Source organism: Paenibacillus sp. PsM32, assembly GCF_030433815.1.
Taxonomy (GTDB): Bacteria; Bacillota; Bacilli; order Paenibacillales; family Paenibacillaceae; genus Saccharibacillus; species Saccharibacillus kyungheensis.
In genome coordinates this window covers 1,020,956-1,046,897 of sequence record NZ_JARUWY010000001.1, presented here as the reverse complement: position 1 = coordinate 1,046,897, position 25,942 = coordinate 1,020,956, and the positions used below count along the sequence as shown (strand labels likewise).

General features: G+C 39.6%; 20 protein-coding genes and 3 riboswitches. Of the genes, 7 read left to right on the top strand and 13 right to left on the bottom strand.

Annotated features, from left to right (window positions below; genetic code table 11):
* The first annotated feature begins 45 nt into the window (after positions 1 to 45).
* From QCD85_RS04710 to QCD85_RS04700, 3 genes are all read left to right on the top strand, one after another.
* Positions 46 to 1,794, top strand: a complete 1,749-nt coding sequence (locus tag QCD85_RS04710; protein ID WP_301261774.1) for a CotH kinase family protein — start codon at positions 46 to 48, stop codon at positions 1,792 to 1,794.
* Positions 1,795 to 2,018: 224 nt separating this feature from the next.
* Positions 2,019 to 4,718, top strand: coding sequence for a rhamnogalacturonan lyase family protein (locus tag QCD85_RS04705; protein WP_301261773.1), 2,700 nt, complete (start codon positions 2,019 to 2,021; stop codon positions 4,716 to 4,718).
* 262 nt (positions 4,719 to 4,980) lie between these two features.
* Positions 4,981 to 6,732, top strand: a complete 1,752-nt coding sequence (locus QCD85_RS04700) for a methyl-accepting chemotaxis protein (protein WP_301261772.1) — start codon at positions 4,981 to 4,983, stop codon at positions 6,730 to 6,732.
* Between the two features lie 212 nt (positions 6,733 to 6,944).
* On the opposite strand, the gene QCD85_RS04695 is transcribed toward QCD85_RS04700, so the two are convergent.
* From QCD85_RS04695 to QCD85_RS04685, 3 genes are all read right to left on the bottom strand, one after another.
* Positions 6,945 to 7,109, bottom strand: coding sequence for a DUF1540 domain-containing protein (locus tag QCD85_RS04695; RefSeq protein WP_204825444.1), 165 nt, complete (start codon positions 7,107 to 7,109; stop codon positions 6,945 to 6,947).
* A 290-nt stretch (positions 7,110 to 7,399) separates the two neighbouring features.
* A complete protein-coding gene (locus tag QCD85_RS04690; protein ID WP_273615071.1) occupies positions 7,400 to 8,236 on the bottom strand; it encodes a 1,4-dihydroxy-6-naphthoate synthase in 837 nt (278 codons plus the stop codon).
* A 1-nt stretch (position 8,237) separates the two neighbouring features.
* Positions 8,238 to 8,918 (bottom strand): futalosine hydrolase, encoded by a 681-nt coding sequence (locus QCD85_RS04685; protein WP_301261771.1) that lies wholly within the window; start codon positions 8,916 to 8,918, stop codon positions 8,238 to 8,240.
* Positions 8,919 to 9,370: 452 nt separating this feature from the next.
* Between QCD85_RS04685 and fdhF the strand changes: the two genes are divergently transcribed.
* Positions 9,371 to 12,364: a formate dehydrogenase subunit alpha gene (gene fdhF, locus QCD85_RS04680; RefSeq protein WP_301261770.1), complete on the top strand. Its 2,994-nt coding sequence runs from the start codon at positions 9,371 to 9,373 to the stop codon at positions 12,362 to 12,364.
* Positions 12,348 to 12,917 carry a DUF1641 domain-containing protein gene (locus QCD85_RS04675; RefSeq protein ID WP_273615074.1) on the top strand — a complete coding sequence of 190 codons (570 nt, stop codon included), beginning with the start codon at positions 12,348 to 12,350 and terminating at the stop codon, positions 12,915 to 12,917. The genes fdhF and QCD85_RS04675 overlap by 17 nt, the downstream gene beginning before the upstream one ends.
* 149 nt (positions 12,918 to 13,066) lie before the next feature.
* On the opposite strand, the gene QCD85_RS04670 is transcribed toward QCD85_RS04675, so the two are convergent.
* The 3 genes from QCD85_RS04670 to QCD85_RS04660 form a co-directional block, all read right to left on the bottom strand.
* The gene (locus QCD85_RS04670; protein WP_274170811.1) at positions 13,067 to 13,879 is read right to left on the bottom strand and encodes a transglutaminase-like domain-containing protein; all 813 of its coding nucleotides are present in this window, start codon (positions 13,877 to 13,879) and stop codon (positions 13,067 to 13,069) included.
* Between the two features lie 13 nt (positions 13,880 to 13,892).
* A riboswitch (cyclic di-GMP riboswitch) is annotated at positions 13,893 to 13,970 on the bottom strand.
* Positions 13,971 to 14,038: 68 nt separating this feature from the next.
* Positions 14,039 to 14,123, bottom strand: a riboswitch (cyclic di-GMP riboswitch).
* A gap of 90 nt (positions 14,124 to 14,213) precedes the next feature.
* Positions 14,214 to 14,858 (bottom strand): class D sortase, encoded by a 645-nt coding sequence (locus QCD85_RS04665; RefSeq protein ID WP_301261769.1) that lies wholly within the window; start codon positions 14,856 to 14,858, stop codon positions 14,214 to 14,216.
* Positions 14,859 to 14,921: 63 nt separating this feature from the next.
* Positions 14,922 to 15,018: riboswitch (cyclic di-GMP riboswitch) on the bottom strand.
* 127 nt (positions 15,019 to 15,145) lie between these two features.
* On the bottom strand, positions 15,146 to 16,594 hold the full coding sequence (locus tag QCD85_RS04660; RefSeq protein WP_301261768.1) for an aminotransferase-like domain-containing protein: 1,449 nt from the start codon (positions 16,592 to 16,594) through the stop codon (positions 15,146 to 15,148).
* 128 nt (positions 16,595 to 16,722) lie between these two features.
* Between QCD85_RS04660 and QCD85_RS04655 the strand changes: the two genes are divergently transcribed.
* Positions 16,723 to 17,343: a LysE/ArgO family amino acid transporter gene (locus QCD85_RS04655; RefSeq protein ID WP_301261767.1), complete on the top strand. Its 621-nt coding sequence runs from the start codon at positions 16,723 to 16,725 to the stop codon at positions 17,341 to 17,343.
* Between the two features lie 176 nt (positions 17,344 to 17,519).
* Here the strand turns inward: QCD85_RS04655 and QCD85_RS04650 are convergent, their stop codons facing one another.
* From QCD85_RS04650 to QCD85_RS04635, 4 genes are read right to left on the bottom strand one after another with little or no spacing between them, the layout of a single operon-like run.
* Positions 17,520 to 18,503: a glycoside hydrolase family 43 protein gene (locus QCD85_RS04650; RefSeq protein ID WP_301261766.1), complete on the bottom strand. Its 984-nt coding sequence runs from the start codon at positions 18,501 to 18,503 to the stop codon at positions 17,520 to 17,522.
* A 52-nt stretch (positions 18,504 to 18,555) separates the two neighbouring features.
* Positions 18,556 to 19,419 (bottom strand): carbohydrate ABC transporter permease, encoded by an 864-nt coding sequence (locus QCD85_RS04645; RefSeq protein WP_301261765.1) that lies wholly within the window; start codon positions 19,417 to 19,419, stop codon positions 18,556 to 18,558.
* Positions 19,416 to 20,273: a carbohydrate ABC transporter permease gene (locus QCD85_RS04640; RefSeq protein WP_301261764.1), complete on the bottom strand. Its 858-nt coding sequence runs from the start codon at positions 20,271 to 20,273 to the stop codon at positions 19,416 to 19,418. Before QCD85_RS04640 ends, QCD85_RS04645 begins: the two co-directional genes overlap by 4 nt.
* A 39-nt stretch (positions 20,274 to 20,312) precedes the next feature.
* Entirely contained in the window at positions 20,313 to 21,611 is a 1,299-nt protein-coding gene (locus QCD85_RS04635) for an ABC transporter substrate-binding protein (protein ID WP_301261763.1), read from the bottom strand.
* A 223-nt stretch (positions 21,612 to 21,834) separates the two neighbouring features.
* On the opposite strand from QCD85_RS04635, the gene QCD85_RS04630 reads away from it, so the two are divergent.
* The gene (locus QCD85_RS04630) at positions 21,835 to 22,941 is read left to right on the top strand and encodes a GntR family transcriptional regulator (protein WP_301261762.1); all 1,107 of its coding nucleotides are present in this window, start codon (positions 21,835 to 21,837) and stop codon (positions 22,939 to 22,941) included.
* A 174-nt stretch (positions 22,942 to 23,115) separates the two neighbouring features.
* Here QCD85_RS04630 and QCD85_RS04625 read toward each other — a convergent pair whose 3' ends face one another.
* The 3 genes from QCD85_RS04625 to QCD85_RS04615 are packed head-to-tail and all read right to left on the bottom strand — an operon-like array spanning position 23,116 to position 25,908.
* Positions 23,116 to 23,988 (bottom strand): sugar phosphate isomerase/epimerase family protein, encoded by an 873-nt coding sequence (locus QCD85_RS04625; protein ID WP_301261761.1) that lies wholly within the window; start codon positions 23,986 to 23,988, stop codon positions 23,116 to 23,118.
* Between the two features lie 4 nt (positions 23,989 to 23,992).
* Positions 23,993 to 24,850 carry a sugar phosphate isomerase/epimerase family protein gene (locus tag QCD85_RS04620; protein WP_301261760.1) on the bottom strand — a complete coding sequence of 286 codons (858 nt, stop codon included), beginning with the start codon at positions 24,848 to 24,850 and terminating at the stop codon, positions 23,993 to 23,995.
* Positions 24,847 to 25,908 (bottom strand): Gfo/Idh/MocA family protein, encoded by a 1,062-nt coding sequence (locus QCD85_RS04615; protein ID WP_301261759.1) that lies wholly within the window; start codon positions 25,906 to 25,908, stop codon positions 24,847 to 24,849. The genes QCD85_RS04620 and QCD85_RS04615 overlap by 4 nt, the downstream gene beginning before the upstream one ends.
* Positions 25,909 to 25,942: the final 34 nt, after the last annotated feature.

Below are 25,942 nucleotides of genomic sequence, written 5' to 3'. Positions count from 1 at the left end.
CCGATTTATGCAAAGGTTTTTTATTTTAAAATTGGTGGTGATAAAGTGAAGTGGATATTAAAAGTAGTTCTGGCAGGTACACTATGTCTTGTGGCTATTATACCGTGGGCATCAACGGAAGAAGCTCATGCAGGCACAGTGACAGAACAAAGTGCACAAGATACGAATGTATTTGTAGAAGATAAAGTGGTCGATGTCAAAATAACGCTTCCTGATTCAGATTTTCAAGATATGTTAGATCATGCGTCTGATGAAGAATACCACTCGGCAACAGTGGATTATAACGGCAAAACAATCACAAATGTAGGTATCCGTACAAAAGGTAATCTTTCCTTACGCAGTGTTGTCCAGATGGATGATTCGGATCGGTATAGCTTTAAGCTGAGTTTTGATGAATACATTTCCGGACAAAATTTATACGGCTTAGACAAAATTAATCTGAATAACAACTATAGTGATGCTTCTTATATGCGTGAATTTTTGGCGTATGAAATGTCTGAAATGTTAGGGCTCCCTACACCTAAGCACTCCTTTGTGCGTATCTATGTTAATGGTACATATAAAGGATTATATCTGGCTGTAGAGCAAGTAGACGATCAATTTATAGAGACTCATTATGAAGATACAACAGGCACATTATACAAAGGTCTGATGACAGGTAGCGGTAGTGATCTACAGTGGATTGATGATGATGCAGATTCGTATACCGGTCTTGATGTGAAGTCAGAAAGTCAGGACAAAGACGCGTTAATTAATATGCTGGATAAGCTGAATCATGATAGTAAAACGCCATATACGGATTATCTTGATGTAGATAGTATCCTTGAATATCTGACGTTAAATGTGGTGACCAACAATACAGATAGTTACATTGGTGGCAATAAGCAGAACTATTATCTGTACGAACATGGTGGCGTATTTTCTATGATTCCATGGGATTATAACATGGCATTCGGCGGAATGGGTGGTATGGGAGGAGGCATGGGCGGCGGTGGCTTCGGCGGTCGTGGTGGTGAAAATGCTAATACTAAGTCAGATACCAACACGACAAAAGCAACAACAGAGCCAACAACCAACCAGCCTCAATCCAATACAGCCAACACTAACGCAACAGATACCAAGCCTACTGCCCAAACGACTGATACAACTGGAAATGCGAATACAGCAAATAAAGCAAGCTCTACATCTTTGATGATTGATGAACCTACATCAGGAGCTTTAGCAGAGCGTCCATTGGTTGCCAAATTATTAGCAGTCGATGAATACAAACAAAAATATCATACGATGATCCAAAACGTGCTTACGAATTTTTTAGCTAATGATATTTTTACAGCCAAAGTCAATGCGCTGAATGATATGATCGCAGCCGATGTAAAAAGCGATCCTACTTCTTTCTATACGTATGAAGAATATCAAGCAGGTGTGAAATCATTAATCGCTTGGAATCAGACCAATACCGCAAATATACAAGGACAACTAGATGGGACGATAGCTTCATCAGGTGATGGTTCTGGAAATGGCGGTATGGGCGGTGGAATGGGAATGGGTGGCGGACAACGTGGTCAACGACCTGAAGGAGCTCCAACAGGCGGTGATAATGATAGAAATGGCGGAATGATGGCTCCACCTGATGGTGTCGGTGGTGGAATGGGTGGAGGCCCGGGTGGAGCATTTGGAGAACCGATAACACCTACTATTGATACAGCCGCACAGGCGAAATATACAGCAATAAGTATAGGCATTCTGGTGTTAGCGATAGGCATTGTATTGTGGTTCCGTCGCCGACGAGTCTAACCCTTATATTATATGTCATCAATGAAATATAAGTATAAAAAGGATAAAGTCTTACGACTCTATCCTTTTTTTGTTATTTGACATAAACATATCGAAATCACGTCAACAGCAGGTCTGATTATTGCACAAACACCACTGTATATTGAATATCCACTGATGATCATTCCATGTATGATGCTAATGTAAGCGCTTCACTATTAAAAAATGAGGAAGAAGGGGTATATTTGAATCGATCATTTTCGTATCGTCCATGGATATCGCTTGTGCTTATAATGGTTATGTTATTTGCTGGATTGCCTTTGAACCGCTCTATCGCAGCTGAAGATCAAGAACAACCGACTAATCCTTCTTATTTAGGAACAATCGAACAAGAAGAACAGACACCTACTGTAATCAATAATACGTATGGCAATGAGCCTGTTATAGTCTCGAATCCAACAGTCTATCTCGCAGGGGATTCTACTGTACAGACTTATGCAACATCCAAACAACCGCAAGCAGGATGGGGGCAAATGATAGACCGTTATTTGGACGACAAAGTGAAGATTAGCAATCAAGCGATAGGTGGACGTAGTTCCCGTTCTTTTATCGAACAAGGAAGATTAGATACGATCTTGCACCAGATTCAACCTGGTGATTATCTGATGATCCAGTTCGGTCACAATGATGCCGATACGAAGCCAGAGCGCTACACACCTGTACCTGATTACAAAGTATACCTCAAGAAATATATTGATGGTGCTCTTGCACATGGAGCCACTCCGATTCTTGTTACTCCTGTAGGTCGCAGAGATTTTAATACGACAACAGGGCAATTCAATATCAGTTTCCCCAATTATGTAACAGCGATGAAAGAAGTCGCTACTCAGACCCATACACCTTTAATCGATCTTAGCGCTCGCAGTGTTGCTTATTATAATTCGATCGGTGCTGAAGAATCCAAAAAAGTCTTTTTACATGTCCCTTCAGGTGTTTATCCTAATTTTCCAGATGGAGTGGTAGATAACACCCATTTTCAAGAGTACGGAGCTATTCAGATCGCAAGACTGGTAGCAGAAGGAATCGCTGATCTGAATCTTCCTTTAGCAGAACATGTACAGAATCTAACGATAACTGAAAATGCTACTGTTGCTTCCGGTCAACGTGCTATGGAAAAGTTGAATCGTGGACTGGTTGCTGTGAAAAGCAAAAATGGGATCTATGTAGGGTGGAGAATGTTAGGACTTGATCCAGACGGGATCGCATTTAATGTATACCGTGACGGTGTGCTGGTAAATAGTCAACCGATTACAGGCGCTACCAATCTGTTGGATTCTCAAGGAACAGACAAATCAGTCTATACATTATTTACAGTGCAAAATGGTAAAGAAACACCGGTATCTACTCCTGTATCCGTATGGCAACAGCAATACAAATCAGTTCCTTTGCAAAAGCCTGCTGACGGTGTCACCAAAGACGGAGTATCGTATACGTATAGTGCAAATGATGCTAGTGTAGGCGATCTGGATGGAGACGGAGAGTACGAAATTGTACTGTTGTGGTCACCTTCTAATGCCAAAGATAATTCACAATCTGGATATACAGGCATTGTATATCTGGATGCATATAAGTTAAATGGTACTCGTTTATGGCGGATCAATATGGGGCCTAATATTCGTGCAGGTGCTCATTATTCTCCATTTGTAGTCTATGATCTGGATGGAGATGGAAAGTCTGAAGTGGCTTTGCGTACAGCAGACGGTACGATTGATGGACAAGGCAAAGTTATTGGCGATATCAAAGCAGACTATCGCAATAGTGCTGGATATGTACTCACAGGTCCCGAGTTTTTGACGGTATTTCAAGGAGCCACAGGAGCGGCGCTAGACACCGTTAATTATGACCCGCCTCGTGGAACAGTAGCTTCATGGGGAGATAATTATGGTAATCGGGTCGATCGGTTTCTAGCAGGAGTTGCTTATTTGGACGGGCAACATCCAAGCTTTGTAATGACCCGAGGATATTACACACGTACCGTTCTGGTAGCTTATGATTTCCGAGAAGGCAAAATCGTCAAGCGCTGGACATACGATACCAATGTAGGCAATCAGACTACGTATACAGCTCAAGGTAATCATGCGCTGAATGTAGCAGATGTCGATGGAGATGGAAAAGACGAGATTAATTTTGGATCTATTTCGATCGATGATAATGGAACCCCACGTTATACTACAGGGCTTGGACATGGTGACGCTCAGCACTTGGGTGATCTGAATCCGAATCGAGCAGGGCTTGAAGTATTCGGAGTGCATGAACATAAAGATTCTCCATACGGCATGGAAGTTCATGATGCGAATACCGGACAAATTCTATGGGGAGTCAAAACAGGGATTGATACAGGACGCGGTATGTCAGCAGATATTGATCCTCGTTTTCCCGGAGAAGAAGTGTGGGCAGCTACCATTACTAATGCCCAACATGTTCCAATCACCGGATTGTATAGTATTACAGGTGAATTAATTAGCAAAACTATTCCTTCATCGACCAATTTTGGTATCTGGTGGGATGGCGATCTATTGCGAGAATTGTTAGATGACAATCGGATCGATAAATGGGATTATACTAACAGCACGACGACCAATCTATTTACAGCAACAGGCAGTAGTTCTAACAACGGAACCAAAGCGACACCAGCGCTACAAGCAGATCTGTATGGAGACTGGCGTGAAGAAGTGGTTTTGCGTTCCAATGATAACAGTGAATTACGTATCTATACGACGACAGATATAACCGATTATCGGTTGCGTACCTTAATGCATGATCCAGTGTATCGTTTGTCTATCGCATGGCAAAATGCAGGATACAATCAACCACCACATCCAGGTTTTCATATAGGAGTAGGGATGAAGCAACCTCAAGCACCTGATATTTATTATGTACAATAAATAAAATACACATCATGATCTAAAGTGAATATATCCTCATATCAAACAATTAAATAAAACAAATACAAAAGATTATTGACGTTAATGCGTCAGTAGTCTTTTTGTCGTTAAGCAGCGATTACACCAGTAATCATAAAGTGAATATTTGTGCTATTACAAAGTGTACTCAAATCCGATATAAATATTATGTAAATAATAGGTAATCGTAACAATGCAATATGCCATTTATTCGAACAATACAGTGTAGCAGGGAGATCATGTTATGAGAACACTATTTAATATTAACAATTGGAATTTACGGCTGAAAATGTTTGTACCGATGGCAATTGTTATGATTGCTTTGATCGGAATTACGGTGTTTGCACTAAGTCATACCAAATCGATCGCCCATACGTTAACTACCAAACTTTATGATCAATCGTATATGACAAATTACTGGTTATTGAATGCAGATCGTGATTATTATCAATCGTTAGTAGCGCAAATGACATTAACCAGTTCGACAGACCCTGCCATTTTGGAAGCAGCCAAAGCAGATTACACTGAAAATGCACAACAAACGTATGAACGTGTTCACAAAGCAGAAGCTATTTTTAAAGCTCATCAAGCAGAATTCAATCAATATCAACATGCTGATTCTAACAAGAACGTATTTGAATTGATTGCAGATTTTGATACTAATTTTGCAGCATGGCAAAAAGAATTTGATATCAATACCAATACTGTAGCAAATCTAACTGAAAGCACTGCACGCTTTGATGCAGCACGTGAAGATATCAATCAGGCAGAAGAGATTTTGGACAATTATAATCAAGCGATTTTACTAGAAAGCCAAACACTACAGAATCAACTGGCAAAAACATTAATTATCGCAGCAATTGTTGTATTGCTGATTTCTTTAATTGTATGTATAATCTTCGCTCGTAACGTGAACCGTCGTACCAAAGTCACATTAGAAATTATCAACAAAACAGCAGCACTTGATCTGAAATATAGCAAAGGCTATGAAAAATATTTAGAAGAAAAAGATGAGTTTGCTCTTATTATTGCAGCAATGGGTGGAGCACGTAAGCAATTTAGAGAAGTATTTGAGCAGGTGATTACACAGAGCTCTAATTTACAGAATCATATTCAAACGGTGAATCATAACATGTCTCATTTGGAAGACAGCGTGCAGGATATTTCTGCTACAACCGAGCAGTTATCGGCAAGCACAGAAGAGACAGCTTCATCGACAGAAGAAATGAATATGACAGCTCGTGATCTGGAACATGCTGTTCATTCTGTAGCTGTTCAAGCACAAGAAAGCGCCAAGTCTGCTGATGAATTGACCCATCGTGCTCAAGGGCTTAGTCAAGATTTCCGCACTTCTTATAATAAAAGCTTGGGCATCTATACCGGTGTAAAAGAACGTCTGGAACAAGCACTGCTAGAATCGCAATCGGTCTCCAAAATCAATGGACTGGTATCAACGATTATTACGATTGCAGCACAGACGAATTTGTTATCACTAAATGCAAGTATCGAAGCGGCAAGAGCAGGCGAAGCTGGCAAAGGATTTGCAGTAGTAGCGAGTGAGATTAGTAAATTAGCAGCCAATTCCAAGCAAGCGGCTGACCAGATTGATCAGATTACTCGCAATGTAATCACATCGGTTAGCAATCTTTCATCCAATTCGAATGATTTGCTTCAACTATTTGGCAATGAGATCAAACAGGATTATCATATGATGCTAACTTCAACAGATCAATATGCAGAAAGTGCCAAAGGAATAGATGATATTGCGACAGATCTAAGTTCAACATCCAAACAGCTATTATCTTCTATAGAAAATCAAGTGAAGTCGATTCATGAGATTGCGCTGGCTTCTAATGAAAGTGCAGCGGGGACGTCTACCATTGCAGGCAAAACCGAGACGATTGTAGAGCAAACGAACGAAGTGATCGAAAGTATGAGTATGTCCAAGCAAGGCATAGATGAACTATTAGCGTCTGTTTCTAAATTTAAAATCTAATACGGCTAGTGATAAGGAATAAAACTTGTAAATTACTGATTGTATTGAGAATGAGAAATGCAATCAGTATGTTTACAGGCAAAACACAGACAAAGTGAGATAATCTATAATTTTTTTTCAAATCTACTTGATAATAATAATCATTGTTGGTAGAATATAAAAAGAAAGAAGGAACTCGGCAAAGTCCCTTCTCAGTTGTAAAACATTTTCAATTAGTTGATTGCTTCTTTTTTATCAAAAGTTTGGCAATCTGTTTCTTCAGACTCAGTTGCTTTTTTGTGAGCATGGTTGATGATGAAAATAGATTCAGCAGTACATTTATTTTCTTCAGCCCAGTGCGTGCAAGAGTTCACTTCACAAAGTACGTTTTGTACCATAGTAATTCACCTCCTATAGTAAAATGATAGGAATTAGAAATAAGCAGCTCCTTCTGTGAAAAGGGGCTATTTGTATTTCTCGCTACAAATATTGTAGCGTTAATGCCAGTGTACCAGATAAACAATTCAATTGGCAAACTTTTTGCTCACAAATATATAGAAAATCCGCAAAAAAATCAAGAAAATGTTATTTAGACAAAAAAAAGCCCCAATTCACTGTAGATTTATTGTGAATTGGGGCTTTTTGATGAGTCGTTATGATACTTTATGATAAAAACCAACTATGACCATTATTTACGTAACAATGAAAGATCAAATGAAGGAACAAGACCTTCGTTAGCAGCACGTCCTAACAACGCTTCGATCGCTCCATAACCATCTTCCCCTAGATTACGCGTAAATTCATTAACATACAGATTAATATGAGAATCTGCTACTGTAGGGTCCATTTCTTGTGCATAATCCAGTACATATTGACGTGAAGCTTCAGGATGTTCCCAAGCATATTCCACAGAAGAACGTACCCAATCAGCAATCTGATTCGCATCTAATGAACGTTTAGCAATAATAGCTCCCAATGGAATCGGTAATCCAGTATCTTCTTCCCACCAGCTACCCATATCTTCCATTAGTGTTAGACCATAATTAGGATAGGTAAATCGTGCTTCATGAATAACCAGACCTGCATCAATCTGACCATCTCGAACCGCAGGCATAATCTCATCAAATGGCATAACAACGATTTCCCCAACACCGCCGGGAACATTTTGTGCAGCCCATAGACGGAATAACATATAAGCGGTAGAACGTTCACTAGGTACAGCGACTCTTTTACCGGATAGACTGGCAGGGTTCGTTTCATTAGGATTGGCTGTTAATACCAACGGACCACAGCCTCGGCCAAGAGCACCACCACAAGGAATTAGGGCATAATCTTCTAATAACCACGGCAATGCTGCATAAGACACTTTCAGTACTTCAGGGCCTTCACCTGTAGCTGCCCAGTTATTCGTAATATCAATATCAGCATAAGTTACATCAAGCTCAGGAGCATTCGGAATAAGACCGTGCACCCACGCATGAAAAACAAATGTATCATTAGGACATGGAGAAAAAGCGATTTTCATATTATAGCACCTCCGGTAATATGGAGCTTGCTTTAGTTAAAGCTTGCAACGCATCAGGAATACGCCAACTGCTTCGATCACGCGGACCGACTCGATTAGAGATTGCACGAATTTCTAGGACTGGCAGATGAAAATAATGAGAAGCCAGCGCTACACCATAACCTTCCATTCCTTCAGCCGAAGCACCTGGAATACGCTCAGCTAACCTGGCTGTTGATTCAGCCGAACCGGTAGTGGTAGATACAGTTAATACCGGGCCAATATGCACAGCAAGACCTTTTAATTGAATCGCTGAAGCAAGACTTCCATTATAGACAGTATCCGCCTGAATAACAGAAGAGCCGAACCCCAATTCATCTACCGAAAGAAATCCATGATCCGGTGTCTCTGAACCGAGGTCTGCTGCAATCATCTGACTCGCAAGTACAATCGAACCGATCTCTGCATAGCCACTGAATCCACCACCAATACCTGCACTAATCACCATATCAAAAGATTCTTTAGCAAGAATCGAAGTTGTTCGCGCTGCTGCTGAAGCAGGGCCTACACCAGCTAATTGCACACTAAAGCGGTCTTCACCCCGTGCAGACAATCCTTGCAGAACAGCTTCACGCTCCGCTTCAACAGCTGTCATAATCAATATTCGTTTAGAGGACGAATGAGAATGAATCGAAGTATTCATAGATTGTATCTCCTTATGGTTTACAAGCATTTCATTACAAGCTACTTTCTAACGTTACTCTCATTAAGCTATAAAGTAAAGTCAGCTCTAAAGCATAACATCATTATCAATCACCAGAAATAAGAAGCAAAAGAATCATTCAAACGCTAAAATAGTATCACTCTAGCGCTAATAGGATCACACATTATTTAGCTGCAAATACACTACAAATATAATATGTAATTAAATTAATATGAATTATGTATGAATAGAAATAATAGATCACCACATAAAAGGGAAAAGATGCTTACTTTAAAAAGGGATTGGGTAAATATGATTCATTCAATTTTATAATACATTATTTTGTGATAAGTCGTTGCAACACATCATGTCAGGATCAATTTAGAAGTAGCTTATTGCATCATACAACTAGACTATTTAGGACTAATTTTAAGGTAGAGGTGAACAGGATGATGAAGACAGGCCATACAGAACAGATCGTGATTGAAGTAAACGGACAATCGGTCGTTACAGAACCAGGTATAACTATCGTGCAAGCAGCCAAAGGACAAGACGAATTTTATATTCCGCAAATTTGTTATAACGAGCAACTAGGAGCAATCGAGACATGTGATACATGTATGGTAGAAGTGAACGGAGAATTGGTTCGCGGATGTAGCACGGTAGTTAGTCCAGGCATGCAAATCTCTACAGAATCTTCACAGGTCAAAGCAGCACAGCAAGAATCGATGTCACGTATTCTCAAAAATCATGAACTGTATTGTACGGTCTGCGATAACAATAATGGAAATTGTGTCGTTCATAACACAACAGAAAAATTAGGGATCGAACATCAGACTTATCCTTTTCAACCCAAACCTTATCAAATTGATAATACCAATCCTTTTTATAGATATGATCCAGATCAATGTATTTTATGTGGACGCTGTGTAGAAGCTTGTCAGGATCTTCAAGTCAATGAGACATTAACGATCGATTGGAGTCGTGATCAGCCGCGTGTCATCTGGGATGATGATGTGCCTGTTGATCAGTCTTCCTGTGTATCGTGCGGACATTGTGTTACGGTATGCCCTTGTAATGCGTTGATGGAGACTACGATGGTCGGTGAAGCTGGATTCCTAACAGGTATCGATAATCAAGTGATGGAACCAATGATTGAACTGACCAAAGAAATCGAACCGGGATACCGAGAAATATTTAAAGTATCAGAGATCGAAGCTTCTATGCGTAGTTCGCGGATCAAACGTACCAAAACCGTCTGCACATATTGTGGAGTCGGCTGTAGCTTTGAAGTATGGACCAAAGGGCGCGATATTCTCAAAATCGAACCTTCAATCGATGCACCGGTGAATGGAATTTCGACGTGTATTAAAGGTAAATGGGGTTGGGATTTTGTAAATAGTGAAGAACGCCTAACCAAACCTTTGATCCGTAAAGGTGATCGATTTGTCGAATCAAGCTGGGAAGAAGCGCTTAATCTGATCGCTGGCAAATTAGGCAGTATTCGTGATGAGTATGGAGCAGATTCGATCGGTTATATCGCTTCATCGAAATGTTCTAATGAAGAGAATTATATTTTCCAAAAATTTGTACGTTCTATTATGGGCACGAACAATGTAGATAACTGTTCTCGTTATTGTCAGTCTCCAGCTACATCGGGATTGATGCGTACCGTAGGTATGGGTGGAGATAGCGGTACGATTGAAGATATTCAGCAAGCAGATCTAGTTATGATTGTAGGAGCGAACCCTGCTGAATCCCATCCGGTGCTAGCTACAAGAGTGAAAAGAGCACATAAACTGCATGGTCAAAAACTGATCGTATCCGATCTACGCAAAAATGAAATGGCAGAACGTGCAGATATTCATTTGCATCCAAGTCCTGGTTCTGATCTGGTCTGGGTATCTGCGGTTACCAAATATATTATCGATCAAGGCTGGGAAGATAACGGATTTTTAACAGCTCGTGTCGATGGATACGAAGAGTTCCGTCAATCACTCGATCAGTACACATTAGAATATGCAGAGCAAGTATCCGGCATCTCACAAGCAGAATTAATTGCTACCGCTGAAATGATTCATCAAGCAAAATCAGTATGTGTGTTGTGGGCAATGGGTGTAACTCAACATCGCGGTGGAACAGATACATCTACAGCGCTATGTAATCTGTTGTTAACTACAGGTAATTTCGGTCGTCCGGGCACAGGTGCTTATCCTTTACGTGGTCACAACAATGTACAAGGCGCTTGTGATTTTGGAACGATGCCGAATTTCTTCCCCGGGTATGAAAAAGTATCAGATGATGATGTGCGCCATCGTTATGAGCAAGCATGGGGCGTTCAGCTTCCTGCAGAACCTGGATATGATAATCATCAGATGGTTGATGCGATTGAAGAAGGTAAGCTAAAAGCCATGTATCTATTTGGTGAAGATATGGCGTTGGTCGATTCTAATTCTAACTTTGTCGCAGAGATGTTAGGCAAGCTGGACTTTTTCGTTGTACAGGATATTTTCTTCTCCAATACAGCTCAATATGCTGATGTGATTTTGCCAGCTTCTCCAAGTCTTGAAAAAGACGGTACATTTACCAATACCGAGCGCCGTATTCAGCGGTTCCATGAAGTGCTTGCCCCTCTAGGTGATTCCAAGCCAGACTGGCGCATTATTCAAGATGTTGCTAATGCTTTGGGAGCGCAGTGGAATTATACTCATCCGAGCGAAATTATGGCAGAAGCAGCGAGTCTAGCCCCTTTATTTGCAGGTGTTCATTATGATCTGTTAGAAGGCTGGAATAGTCAATTGTGGCCTGTGCATCCAAACGGAACCAGTACACATTTGTTGTATGAAGAAGAGTTCCATTTCCCTAACGGTAAAGCAAAATTATATCCGGTAGAATGGACACAACCGTATGAGCCAGAAGCGATGTATGATCTACATTTGAATAACGGACGGTTATTAGAACATTTCCATGAAGGCAATATGACGTACAAAGCAGAGGGAATTCGCCATAAAGTGCCTGGCACATGGCTAGAAGTCTCACCAGAATTGGCAGCAGAGCGAGGAGTACAAGACGGTAGCAAAGTTCGATTGATTTCTCCTTTTGGTAAAGTCAAATTGTCGGTACTGGTAACAGATCGGGTGAAAGGCAAAGAATTGTATTTGCCGATGAATACATCCAATGAACATGAAGCCATCAACCGCTTAACCAGTAGTTATACCGATAAAGTTACCCATACGCCAAGTTACAAAGAAATCAATGTGATGATGGAAGTGTTGGTAGATGAAGTAGAGCATCAGGTGTCGCCTTTGCCTCAGGTCAACCCACGCTTCGCTACACGCCGTCCTCAGATCAGTGTACGAGTCGAAGATAAGTGGAATCGATCAGACTATGAACCGATTGCTACAACGATCCAGAAGGAGCGTGAGTCTCATGGCGAGACCTATTAAGCAGATAGAACGTCATATTCCGACAGAAGCGGAGCTTCAAGCTCAATCACTAGGTCTATTAATCAAAGCATTAACAGACAATACAGAATCAATCTTGAAAATGCTAGAGATTGTCAAAGAACTGGATCGAGCAGGCGTACTGGATATTGCAGATGCTGCGCTCAAAAATAGAATTCCAATCAGTGCGATAGGCATTGATATGATTGAAGGAATGAATTTGCCCCCATTGATCAAAAATGCGTTTACGCTTATTCAAGTATTAGGTAAGCTTGATCCAAAAGAACTAGAAAAGCTAATCAAAGCTTTAGGAGCAGGATTAGATCATCTAGGAGACCTACATTCTGATTCTTCACAGAAATTGTATGAGAATGATAAGCCTTCCAAAGTCGGGAAAAAGAATAGTCATGCTGATGATCATCCGCCAGGTATGATTGGATTGCTCGGAATGATGCGCGATCCTGATGTTAGATCTTCATTATCAGTAGGATTACAGTTTCTCAAAGCAATGGGCGGGGAATTGAGCAAAAAAGAACCTCCTCAAAGCTCACAATGATTAAAATGCAGTGTATGGTAGTCATAGAATAGCTGTAAATACAAATAATAAATCCAATCAAAAAAGCGAGAATGGTCATATTAATGATCATTCTCGCTTTTTGAGTTGTGTATGAATATGCAAATATAATGAATATTTGAAATGTGAGATTAGTAAGTTTTAACAGCTTTGTATTCAGCAGCATCTTTAGCTAATGTTGTTGTTTTACCGCTTTGTTTTAAAGTAGCATCAACTGTAGTATCTACTGTTACCCATTGACCATTCAATAAAACTTCGTTCCAAGCATGGTATTCTTTAACATTTGTAGAAGTACCCATTACCAATTTTGTAGGAACGCCTACGCTACGAAGCATTGCTGCATTTAGAGAAGCGTAATCGTAGCAAATGCCTTTGTTAGATACTAATGTAGTTGCAGCATCTGGTACATATACAGCAGGCAATGCACTAGCAAATTTATAATCGTATTTTACATTAGTAGTAATATAATCGTAGATAGCTTGTGCTTTTTCTGTATCTGTTGTTGCATTTTTAGTCAATTGTTGTGCTTTGCTGATAAGAGCAGTAGCATTTTTCCAATCTACATTTTGAGTGGAAGCAAGATAGACAGCATTTTCGTTGTTAAGGTTCATTTCAAGAGAATCACCTTGGACTTTTTTGTAGCTGTTACCTGATGTGTTCTCAAGAATCGTTACATTATATGTTCCGTTACCTAATTGCAAAGGGAAAGAAGAATCAGTTTGAGTTGAGTTAAGATCGTAAGTGTAGTTCACATCGTTTTTGCTAATCATCAATTTAGTACGAGTGTGACTTGGTGCATTATAATGAACGGCGATAAAGCCTTCACTTACAGTTGAAGTGTCTAACCAAGAGTCAGTAGCAGGAGGTGTAGCTGCATAAGTATGCGTCGGAGCGAAAGAGATAAGAGTGAATGCTGTCAAGCAAGTTAGCAAAAGTTTTTTCATGATTAGTATTCCTTTCGGTAGCTGGCTGCCATGTGGTCAAGGCCCTTTAGCTTTGCGTCCCAGTCTTTCGACAGGTTTGCCGTTATCGTTTGAATTTTAGTTTAAATTTGCATATATGACATAAAAAGGATATTTAGTGTATAGAAAAAAGCTTCTTCATTCGGTGGCTGGCTACCAACCCCATAAGAGGTAAGGCCCTTTAGCTTTGCGTCCCAGTCTTTCGAAAGGTTTGCCATTATCGTGCAGAAGCTTTTATGGTTAAGTGTCTAAATTCCTAAACCTTAAAAGTTACTGGTTGTTCATATTTACTATAATATCATTAAATTGAGAAAAATCAACTAGAAATATTTGTCGATATTCGTTCAGCATGGATAATAAGTCTATGAGTCGGATTAACTAGAGGATCGCAAGTCACTAACGTGATTTCTTCACGATTAGGGTGACTTTCTAATACTGATACGTCAGTAGGTTCCACTATACTTATATTATCGGCTTTATATTCGAAAACTTTACCCCTAGACTCAATTTTCACAATATCGCCAATTTTGACCTCATTTAATCGATTAAATAATCGTCCATATTTGTGAGCTCGATGCGCAGCAATTGCGAAGTTGCCTGCTTGACCTAATTGATCTGTTTCAGAAATGTGTACAGCTGCACTACGCATATTATCGCGTGTTGCTCCTTCGACAATCGGTAATTTTACATCAATCTTATCAATAGTAATAATCCCTAAAATGTCACCTTGTACTGGTGCTGGAGCAGAAGTAGACTGTTCACTTTCTTCATTTAAAAGATGATTTACTTTGGCATATCCACTTTTTAAATTCGCAGGTTGAGTAGTAGACGGGGCGATTGCTTCACTTTCAGCTTCATTTAATAAGCGATCTTGTTGCCAATCGGCATACCATTCACTGACTTGTGGATAAGCTAGAATCATAATGCCTAACAGAATAAATAAATAAGACCACTTTTTCATAGTTATCACTCCGTATCTCTTGTTGTATACGATAAAAAAAACAGAAAAACCCCGATCATTGTTCGGGGCGGTAGGACAATCAATAAAGTATATTCGATCTATACTTGTTAGACTCCACACTTTGCGTCCTATTCTTTCGAATAGTTTGCTTTTCTCCATACATGAAATTGTCTGTTAAAGCTACAGCTAATAGTATCATTGATAGTATGCACAGTAAATAAGTAAGTGAGATAATAACACCAATAAAACAGCAAAATGTCTTAAAAAATAATAAATGATTGTTCAAACTAACGACATAACGAAATAATATATTTTTTGAGTTGGATAATGCTAGTGTGTAGATGCTCTGGTGAGGTATACGCATATGATAATCTTATATGCGATGTGGCTTCGTCTTCATATAAATAACCCGGATTAATTAAAATATTTGCCTGAATAGCGCGCTCAAACAATAATTGCATAGGTACTGTAACAGTTAACTTTACCCAGATATAAAAGCCACCTGTAGGTATTTGCCAATCGGCTATATCGCTAAAATGTTGCTGTAATAGTTCAAGCATCTGATCACGACGCGTACGCAATTGCCCGCGTACCCATTGTATATGTGGTTCGTGATAACCTTGAGCGAACCATTGGGTAGCAACATATTGAGAAAGATTGCTAGAACCGTAATCGGTCTGCATTTTGATATCGGCTAATCGTTCGATAACTGGTTCAGGTGCGATAACCCAACCTACTCGAAGCCCCGGACTCATCATTTTGGACATACTTCCTAAATAGACGATATTACCATTGGAATCTTGTGATTTGAGCGGAGCAGGGGGAAGATCATCTAACCATAATTCACGATATACATCATCTTCAATAATAGGTAATCTCAATTCTTTACATTGTTCAATAAGATCATTACGGCGTTGCTTAGACATCAGTATACCTGTTGGATTATGAAAAGTAGGAATCGTATATAGTAATCCTGATTGATATTGAGCGACTGTGGCATGTAAATCTTTCAGATCAATTCCTTCTTTATCCAGAGAAACAGAATGAATAGGTACACCTGCTGATTGAAAGACTTGAATAGAACGAATATAAGATGGAGATTCAGCTACAATACTGGATGGGCGAGCTAGAAGTCCTACAGCTATTAATTGTAGAGCTTGAATAGATCCAGATACGATCAAAATAGAATCAGGGCTACAATGTATACCCCATTGCTTTACATAATGAGCAATCTGCTGTCTTAATTCAAAATTGCCTTTTGGTTCTTCATATCCTAAAAACAGTTCAGACGGTGCTTGTTGTAAAATAGAAGATATTTGGCGATGAGGCATTAACTCTTTGCCTAATTCACCTGTACCTGTACGAATCATTCCTTGAGCAAATTCAGCATGATTAATTTTTTGAATTGTTTTTAGATTGGGTTGATGGATGCCGGCATTTACATAAGCTTGCCAATCTATCGTTTGTTGAGCAGCAGCAGCTATCAGGTTCCATGTGTTGTTGATTACAGTTGTGCCTCCACCTTTATTACCCTCTATAATGCCCCATGATTTTAATTCATCTAATGCGATCATAATTGTACTACGATTTACTTCAAATACAGTAGCTAGTTGGCGTTGTGAAGGCAAGCGAGTCCCGATCGGCCATTCACCACTGATTATTTTATAACGAATATGTTGCTCGATTTGTCTATGTAAAGGTAGAGTGGATTGTCGATCAGGTTTCCAATAATTCATTGAGTGTACTCCTTTGTACAATAGATTGAATCCTATAGATTTGGTTGGGTTATATACTACACATTTGGCTGTACCTTTACTAGCCTATTCAAGATAGACTTAGATATGCAAGTGAAAGGAGAACAGATATGGTTGGTATTGTGATGCATGCTTTTTTATTAGCATTAGGGCTTATTTTACCTTTAGGGGTGCAAAATATTTTTATTTTTCAACAAGGGATTGTGCAGCGACCACTCTGGCGTACTCTGCCTGTAGTGATAACAGCAGGTATTTGCGATACTTTACTTATTAGTCTGGCTGTAGGTGGAGTGTCATTAGTAGTGCTTGGATTACCCTGGATTAAGCATGTTCTAATGATCGGTGGAATCGTGTTTCTTCTATATATGGGGTATATCACATGGAAAAGTAGTATTCGTTCTGAGCAAGGGAGTATACAACCATTGTCGATACGCAAGCAGATTGTGTTTGCTTTATCTGTATCCTTACTCAATCCACATGCGTTGCTAGATACGATCGGCGTAATTGGGATTAGTTCATTACCGTATGAAGGTATTGATAAATTTATTTTTACTCTCACATGTATTATTGTTTCATGGGTATGGTTTGTCTGCTTGGCAGTAAGTGGACATTGGGTGGGTCGTTTTGATTCTTCGGGTAGATGGTTAAATGTATTGAACAAATGTTCAGCATTAATGATCTGGGGGATTGCGTTATTTCTTTTATATCGTTATCTGTATGAAGCTATATAAAATGAAGATTGTAGTGAGAACAAATGCTACATATATTATGCTAAAGCACAACAAAAAACCTCTATATCGCTGAAATATCTCAGTGATACAGAGGTTTTTTGTTTATTTTATTTGATAAGATATTCAAAAAAAGTGTTATTTTTTGGTAGATGATGTACAGATAGATCGAAGTCAATCTAGACAGTATCGGCAACAGGACGACCAAAGTCAGGTGTACCATCAGACCTCCATTGGATCACTTGAGCACGCATGTGACGGTTAGGATCATATAATGGATTGCCTGAAATTTCTTTGTAATTACGAGCATGATAGATTATTACATCATGTTGCCCATCTTCTGAGATTGTAAAGCAATTATGCCCGGGGCCATATTGAGAATGAGCTTCTGCTGTGCCAAAAACAGGCTGATCACTTTTGCGCCATGATCCAGCATTTAGAATATCGCTATGGATATCGGCTGTAAGTAGTCCCAGACAGTAATGATGATCGGTAGCACTGGCAGAATAGCTGATAAATAATTGATCTTGTTTGCGTAAAAAAGCAGGGCCTTCATTGACTTTGAATCCGATACATTCCCATGATAATTCAGGAATACTTAATCGCGTAGGAGTCCCTTTTAATGTCCAGGGATTTGCCATAAGAGATAAGTATAAATTGGAATTACCATCGACTTCAGGTTCTTTTTGCGCCCATAACAGATATTGTTGATCTTGATGTATAAATGTTGTCGCATCCAGAGCGAATGTATCCCATGGAGTAACGATTTGTCCTTTTTCGATCCATGAACCTTGTAGTGGATCAGGGTGATCATTTTCCAGTACAAACATACGATGCTGGAAAAGCCCATCGACAATCTCATCTGTAGCGGCGGCAGCAAAATAGATATACCATTTCTGATGAATATAATGAAGCTCAGGAGCCCAGATTAAATGACTCATCGGCCCGCTATCTGGCTTACGCCATACGATTACAGGTTCTGCATCAGCTAGATTTTGAATCGTAGCTGCACGCCGAAGTTCGATATAATCAAACGAAGGAACAGAGCCGGTAAAATAATATTGTTGATCAATATGTCGATACACCCATGGATCAGCACGCTGTTCAATAATCGGATTGCGATAAGTATTCGTAGCAGAAGAAGGTGAAGATTGAGTATCCATCTCAAAACTCCTTTGTATAATCTGTCATGTAGTATAGGAATATAATTACGGGTTAGCCTTTAACAGCTCCAGCCGTTACACCGCCGATAATATATTTTTGCGCAAATAGGTAGAACACCATAATCGGGATCATTGATAAAATAATCGCTGCAAATGCCATATTAATCTCTGATGTATATTCTCCGAAAAATTGAAATTGAACAAGCGGTAATGTAGAAGCTTCTTTTTTCTGAACGATAATCATTGATACGACAAAGTCATTCCATGCTCCAAGTGCACTTAATACAAGAATTGTTGAATTGATTGGCTTGAGTAACGGAAAAATAATACTGAAAAATGTCCGATATCTGGATGCGCCATCAAGTGTTGCCGATTCTTCTAATTCTCGCGGCACTGTCTTGATAAAGCCTACATAGAGAAAAGCAAAATAACCAATCTGTACACCGGTCAAAGCAATAATCAAACCGGGAATCGTATTTAATAAATGCAGTTCTGTCCACGTTTTGTAAAGTGGAAACATTAGTACTTGGAAAGGCAACATAATGCTAGACATAAATAGATAGTAGAAAAAGTTGTAAAACCGATTGTTGTTACGAGCGATCATATAAGCCGCCATAGAACAGACAGTAATCGTTAAGAGTACAGTACCGATTGTCGTTAACACACTATTACGCAAAGCCAAAAAAAAGTTAGAAGCAGCTATCGCATCACTATAGTTGGACCATGCAATATGTGTTGGAAAAGCGAGCGGACTTTGAGCTGTTTCTACAGGTGTTTTGATCGAATACACGATCGCAATATAAAACGGAAATAAAAACAAAATAGCGATAATATACAGCATAATGATTCGTAATAATTTGGGAAAACGACGATTGGGCGCTTCTTTGACTTGTACGATCGGAACCGAAGTATTCAATATTCCACCTCTCTTCTGCGGAAATAGTTAGTGACGAACACTGTGACGATTAAGATGAAGAAAAATAACATCAATGCCGCCATCTGTCCGTAACCTGCTTTGAAATAAGGGAATTCGTAATTGTACACATACATCGCTAATGTCTCGGAGGATGTACCCGGGCCACCTTTTGTAGCGACCATCGGGTAATCAAATTGTCGTAATCCAGTCCCGATCCAGAGCGGAATACAATACGTAAATGCAGGCATTAATAAAGGAACAGTGATTTTGGAAAATTGAGTCCAGCTACCGGCTCCATCGATATGCGCAGATTCGTACATATCTTTGGGAATCGTCTGTAGACCGGCATAATAGATAACCATCGCGAGTCCGACTTCTTTCCAGACACTAATAATTGAGATACCTAACATAACTGTAGTCGGATTTCCCAATAATCCTCCATCGGTATGGAAAATCGTTGGAAAAATATCGCTGTAAATATAACGCCAGATAATAGCAGCCAGTACCAGACTAATCACCATTGGCATAAAGATAAAACTTTTGAGCAAATTAACACCCGGGAACTTGGTATTTAGTGCAACAGCAAGTCCCAAGCCGATAACGTTAATAAAGACAGTCGTAAAGATAGCAAAAAACAATGTGTTTTTGATCGGATTTAGTAGCTCTGTATCGGTAAATAATAATTTGAGATTGTGCAGACCGACATAATCGTAAGACATATCGATACCGTTCCAATTGGTGAAAGCGATATTGACTCCGCGAAAAAACGGAAATACAACGACAAGGCAAAAGAATAGTAATGCAGGAACGATAAAGGTGAACTTGAGCAGTTCGTCTTTGTACTTACGGGTCACGAGATCACCACCACATTAGTTAGAATAGGGTACATATGATTAATTCATTTTATTAATACGAGCGAAGTCAGCATCTAATTTTTGTAGCAATTCATCGACACTACGTGTAGCAGGATCAGAGACAAGGAAGAAGGTTAAATCTTTTTGCCAAGTATCATCATATTGACCGTACCAGAGTGGTTTGACCTGATTGTTGACCACTTTGCCTGTTTTGAAGATCGTTTGAAATTCTTCAGCGATCGGATCTTGTTTGGCTGGTTTGATATCTGCTGAAATAGCGCTTAATGTCTGTACGCCATCTGCCCAGATTTGAGATCCTTCCTCCGAAGCCATAAATTCTAAGAATTTTTTAGCTGCATCTAGATTTTTGGATTGAGCCCCGATCATCCATGTATCATCTGTTGAATAGGTCATTACATTATTCTCAGGATTATCTGTTGCCGGATACATAAATACACCGAAGTTACCATCAGGGCTATAATTACGGATCGTTCCAATAGCGAAGCTACCCATAATATCCATAGCTGCTTTACCTTGTGCAAAATATTGAAGCGAACGATCATAATCAATATCAGCGGCATCTTTATTGGCAAAAGAGCTTAATGTATTTACACGTCCTAAGAAATCTTTATACCCGGGAATCGCTGCAAATGTAGTCTCGCCTGCCATCACTTTACCTGCATAATCAGGATTGTCTTTGAGCAAAGTTCCCCACATATCCGGCCACATAAAGCTCATATATGAAGCCCCATCTTTCCACGAAGCTGCAAATGGAGTGATATTTTTGGATTGTAATGTTTGCGCTACTTTTACAAGTTCAGAGTATGTTTTGGGAACTTCAACACCTGCTTTTTTGAATAAATCTTTGTTGTAGATCACTGCATTGGTCATAAGATCGGTAGGCAATCCGTATACTTTACCGTCATAAGACACGTTAGGCAGATAGTCTTTGTTCACTTTTTGAATAAAAGGTTCGTTGGTAAGGTCTAGAAAAGCACCTGCTTTGGTAATATCAACCATACCTTGTGGACGACCGAAAATAATATCCGGTACATCGCTTGCGGCTACTTTCATTTTGATATTGTCGTTGTATTTGTCTACAGGCATCACTTGCACATCGAATGTAATATTAGGATTCAATTCTGTAAAACGATCGGTTAATTTCTTGAATGTATCGACTTTTGGTTTTTCGACCATATAGTGAGTTACGGTCAGTGTCACTTTGTCATTCGCTCCACTTCCACTAGAGGCAGAAGAAGAATCAGTAGAGTTACCACAAGCAGATAGAAGGGTCGTCACCAGTAGCAAAGAAGAAAGCAATAAGCTTGACTTTTTCATAAATGACCTCCAAATTCAAAATGTAAACGCTTCATTTCTGTAGTATACGTTTGCTGATTTAGGATTTATATACTCAATTGGTTATAAATTTAGTAAAAATATATTTTATATAAAAATATAATTTGTATGCTATAATCTGCTCCAAACAAAATGTATACGTTTACATTAAAAGTGTTATGCTATAAAAAATGGTAAAAAATCATGCAGGAGGTGAATGCTGAAAATGAAAAAAATACCGCTATATAAGCAAATCAAACAGCAGATCAAAGAGAAAATTATTTCAGGGGAATTGCGCTACAAAGATCGTGTACCCTCAGAGCAAGAAATGATGGATGAGTATCAAGTGAGTAAAATTACAGTAAAAAATGCATTGATAGGGCTTGCTGAAGAAGGATTAGTGATACGTGTTCAGGGGAAAGGTACATTTGTATGCTGGAAAGAGCAAGAGTGTATCAATCAAAGTCAATCTGACTCGATATACGGTACTCAACCACGTGTATTATCAAATACTCCTCTTGCTAATCTACCACTGATCGGGCTTATTATTCCTACGATGAAAACCAATGTTATCCAGAAAATGATTGATTATAGTGAGTATTATGCAGGTCAACTGGGTTATCAATTGATTCTTCATATTACGCGTGAATCTTCTAGCAATGAAAGTGAAGCGATTGATCGTTTGTTGTCGATCGGGGCGCAGGGAATGATCGTATTTCCAACAGAAGATGAAAAGTATAATGAGTCGTTATTGCGGTTATCACTGGATAAATTTCCTTTTGTATTTATGGATCGGTATCTACGCAATATCGAGACGTTTCGGATTACTTCGAATAATTTGAGTGCGGCTTATGAAGCGATTGAGTATTTATTAAGTAAACAGCATCGTCATATTGCTTTAATTTCACCGGATCGTACGAATACTGTTATTGAAGATCGTACTGTTGGGTTTGAAAAAGCATATATCGATCATCATATCTCGATTGATAAAAATTTGTGGTGTCATATTCCGCTTGATATTTTGCGTAATCAGCAGGGGAAAGAATATATTGCCCATTTCATCACTCATCATCCGCAAGTGACCGCAGTGCTAGCATTGAGCGCCGAAGCTGCGAAATTGACCTATGCGTCATTAGTAGAGTTGAAAAAGACGGAGACAGTAGAACTGATTTCTTTTGATGATCCTGAATTGCCGGGAGTTGGTTACTTGAAGCAAGATGAACGAACGATTGCGAGGTTAGCGGTAGAATTAGTACATGCGCAGATCAAAGGAAATTACGAACCACAACATAAAGTAGTGGAAGTCAGTCTGAATGTACAACAGTCGATCTAATATAGGATCCAATCTCAGGGTAAAAGAATGAGTAGACGTACAACAAAAGCCCAATAAGGTGAAAAAAGCCTTCAAAAGATCATTCCCCGCTCTATATAGACATCGTATATTCGTCTATATATGAAGGTGAACATGATCATTTAAAGGCTTATTATTTACCCTAATCAAGCATGATTAAAGAGTGGATTTGTATTGCTGGATAAACGAAACAGCTTGGCGAATATCTTGCTCTGGTTGGTCGCCCACTTCACGTTCGATCGTTAGATAACCGGTATATCCAATATCTTGGAGAGCGGCAAAATAAGCTGGAAAATCAACGGTTCCTTCACCAAGTGGTACTTCGCTAAATCCTATACTTCCATCATTCATCGCCGCAATCTGTTCATGGCTTAGATCACCATATACATCATGAGGATTCACTTCACGCGTACGAATACCGTCTTTGACATGAGTATGCACGATGTAATCACGTAACGTATAGACACCTTGTACAGGATCGTCGCCTGTAACCATCACCATATTAGCAGGATCGTAATTGACAGCAACGCCTTTACTTTCTAAAGAATCTAGAAAAGATTTGAGGCGTGATGCCGGTTCAGGACCGGTCTCTATCGCAAAGTATCCTCCAAGTGAAGAAGCGAAAGCAGCTAGTTCATTACAAGCAGATTGCATCACTTTATAGATCGGATCGCTCTCGTCTTCAGGCACAATACCGATATGAGTCGTTACAATCGGACTGCCTAATTCAAGCGCTAATGTCATCACTTTTTTGGACTTTTCGATTTTCCAGACATTATCTGCTTCATTACGAAATCCTTCTCCACCATAATCTGCACAGAGAGCAGATACTTCCAGTCCAAGTTCAGCTAGATATTGTTTGAGTTCAGCGCGTGCTTTAGCATCAAGTTGATCGGGTTCCATTTCGCCTTGTGTTGCCCAAATCTGTACACCGTCTGCACCGACTTCTTTCGCTTTTTGCAAGTCTGCTCTCACACCCAGACCGAAGCTATCTGAAATAACACCGATTTTGCTTAATGTTGTGACCATGTGATTACACCTCGTCCCATATTCTTTGTACATTCGCAAGTCCAATTCGTGCACCAAGCAAGTCATTTTCCATACCTTCAAATTCGACAGAAATATATCCATCATATCCAGAATGTTTCACTATACGCAGTACTTCCCACATATCAATATCGCCTTGACCGATAATCGCTCCACGTAGGTATTGTCCTGCTGTACTTGTAAACCATCCTTCACCAGGAGCACGATAGCCAGGGCGAATATAGAAGTCTTTGACATGTACCATTGAAGCATAAGGTAAGTTCTGAGCAACAGCAGCTACCGGATTTTCATCAGCACATAGAAAGTTACCGATATCGAGTGTTGTTTTGTAATTTGAACGATCTACAGTCTGAATAAGTGTCTGTACACGATCTGCCTGTTGAATAAAAAAACCATGATTTTCGACACTGGTCGTTATTCCATGTTGTTGTGCATGATCAGCGATACGACGACAAGCTGAAGCGAGACGATTTAATTGTTGATGAAAATGTTGAATCGATACATCTGATGAAGAAGCGACATCATGACGCATTAATGTAACCCCTAATTGCTGAGCAATATTGACTTCGTCCATCACACGCTGAATTTCTCGCTCGTATTCTTCATCACTGTCTGTCAAAAAATTAGCACCAATCGCATAGTTAGAAAGTTCAATCCCACGTTCATGAGCGCGGGTAACAATCTGTTCGATCAATTCAGGCTGTTCTGTCAAATTATAGCTAAGAGGAACAATCTCTACATGAACAGCTCCATGATCTGCTGCAAAGTCGATCACATCCGGTACACTCATAGCACCAGAACTCAATTGTCCATGTAGACTATACGTACTCAGTCCGAGCTTCATAATAGTACCTCCTTGCCAAGCTTAGCAGATTCGTAGATAGCTGTGAGCATACGCATCATCTGCACGCCATCTTCCACCGGACTTAGCGGTTGTTTGCCTGTCTGAATACAATCGATAAAGTGCTTAATTTCATTATCAAATGCTTGCTCGAATTGAAAATCTTTATGATCCGTTTGAGGTTCGATATTCAGTACAGTATTGTACTTTTCGGTAGTGATATGAACAGCTGGGTCAACTTCAAATCCACCTTTTGTTCCATACAATTTGATCATGCCTTCATTTTGTTTGGCATGCAGACTAAAGCTTACATCTACGATCAGGGAAGCTCCATTTTTGAAACGAATCATAGCATTTGCCATATCTTCTACATCATTTTGAGTGGCATCATAATCAGCGGCTTGATAACGGGATAAATGTTCGACATTCGCTCGATTGCCTAACTCATAATACGTATTACCACTAACCGATAACGGTTCAGGTCTGCCCATCAGATACCAGCATAGATCAATAGCATGAACACCAATATCAATTAATGGCCCACCGCCAGAACGATTGCTATCGCTAAACCAACCGCCCGGATTGCCGAGACGACGAATATACGAAGCTTTGGCATAATAGATATCACCAAAATCGCCTTGTTGACTAAATTGGTGAAGCATCTGGGCATTGGAATCATAGCGACGTACAAACCCAACTTGCAATAATTTGCCTGTAGTTTGTACAGCGGCTTGTACTTGTTGTGCTTCTTCTACTGTACGGCAAAGAGGTTTCTCTACCAGTACATGTTTGCCTGCTTGAAGCGCCGCAATACTAATTTCAGCATGACTATTGTTCCATGTACATATACTGACAGCATCAATATCTGGATTGTTCAGAAGTTCTTGATAATCTGTATAAGGAATTGCGCCTTCATATTGCTTGGCTACTGTCTGTGCACGTTCTGCATTAAGATCACAGACACCGATAATCTCTACATCTGGATGATTGTTATAAGGTTTTAAATGGAATTCTGAAATACTGCCGACACCGATCACACCTATACCAATTTTGGCTGTCATACGTAGTCTCCTTTAGCGTCTTTACTTCAAGTAA

Excerpts from the sequence above, each read along its gene's own strand:
- QCD85_RS04695 (WP_204825444.1), bottom strand. The coding sequence starts at position 7,109 with ATGGTACAAAACGTACTTTGTGAAGTGAACTCTTGCACGCACTGGGCT.
- QCD85_RS04620 (WP_301261760.1), bottom strand. The coding sequence starts at position 24,850 with ATGAAGCTCGGACTGAGTACGTATAGTCTACATGGACAATTGAGTTCT.
- QCD85_RS04670 (WP_274170811.1), bottom strand. The coding sequence starts at position 13,879 with ATGAAAAAACTTTTGCTAACTTGCTTGACAGCATTCACTCTTATCTCT.
- QCD85_RS04655 (WP_301261767.1), top strand. The coding sequence starts at position 16,723 with ATGGTTGGTATTGTGATGCATGCTTTTTTATTAGCATTAGGGCTTATT.
- QCD85_RS04700 (WP_301261772.1), top strand. The coding sequence starts at position 4,981 with ATGAGAACACTATTTAATATTAACAATTGGAATTTACGGCTGAAAATG.
- QCD85_RS04635 (WP_301261763.1), bottom strand. The coding sequence starts at position 21,611 with ATGAAAAAGTCAAGCTTATTGCTTTCTTCTTTGCTACTGGTGACGACC.
- QCD85_RS04650 (WP_301261766.1), bottom strand. The coding sequence starts at position 18,503 with ATGGATACTCAATCTTCACCTTCTTCTGCTACGAATACTTATCGCAAT.
- fdhF (WP_301261770.1), top strand. The coding sequence starts at position 9,371 with ATGAAGACAGGCCATACAGAACAGATCGTGATTGAAGTAAACGGACAA.
- QCD85_RS04675 (WP_273615074.1), top strand. The coding sequence starts at position 12,348 with ATGGCGAGACCTATTAAGCAGATAGAACGTCATATTCCGACAGAAGCG.
- QCD85_RS04690 (WP_273615071.1), bottom strand. The coding sequence starts at position 8,236 with ATGAAAATCGCTTTTTCTCCATGTCCTAATGATACATTTGTTTTTCAT.
- QCD85_RS04665 (WP_301261769.1), bottom strand. The coding sequence starts at position 14,858 with ATGAAAAAGTGGTCTTATTTATTTATTCTGTTAGGCATTATGATTCTA.
- QCD85_RS04615 (WP_301261759.1), bottom strand. The coding sequence starts at position 25,908 with ATGACAGCCAAAATTGGTATAGGTGTGATCGGTGTCGGCAGTATTTCA.
- QCD85_RS04660 (WP_301261768.1), bottom strand. The coding sequence starts at position 16,594 with ATGAATTATTGGAAACCTGATCGACAATCCACTCTACCTTTACATAGA.
- QCD85_RS04685 (WP_301261771.1), bottom strand. The coding sequence starts at position 8,918 with ATGAATACTTCGATTCATTCTCATTCGTCCTCTAAACGAATATTGATT.
- QCD85_RS04625 (WP_301261761.1), bottom strand. The coding sequence starts at position 23,988 with ATGGTCACAACATTAAGCAAAATCGGTGTTATTTCAGATAGCTTCGGT.
- QCD85_RS04630 (WP_301261762.1), top strand. The coding sequence starts at position 21,835 with ATGAAAAAAATACCGCTATATAAGCAAATCAAACAGCAGATCAAAGAG.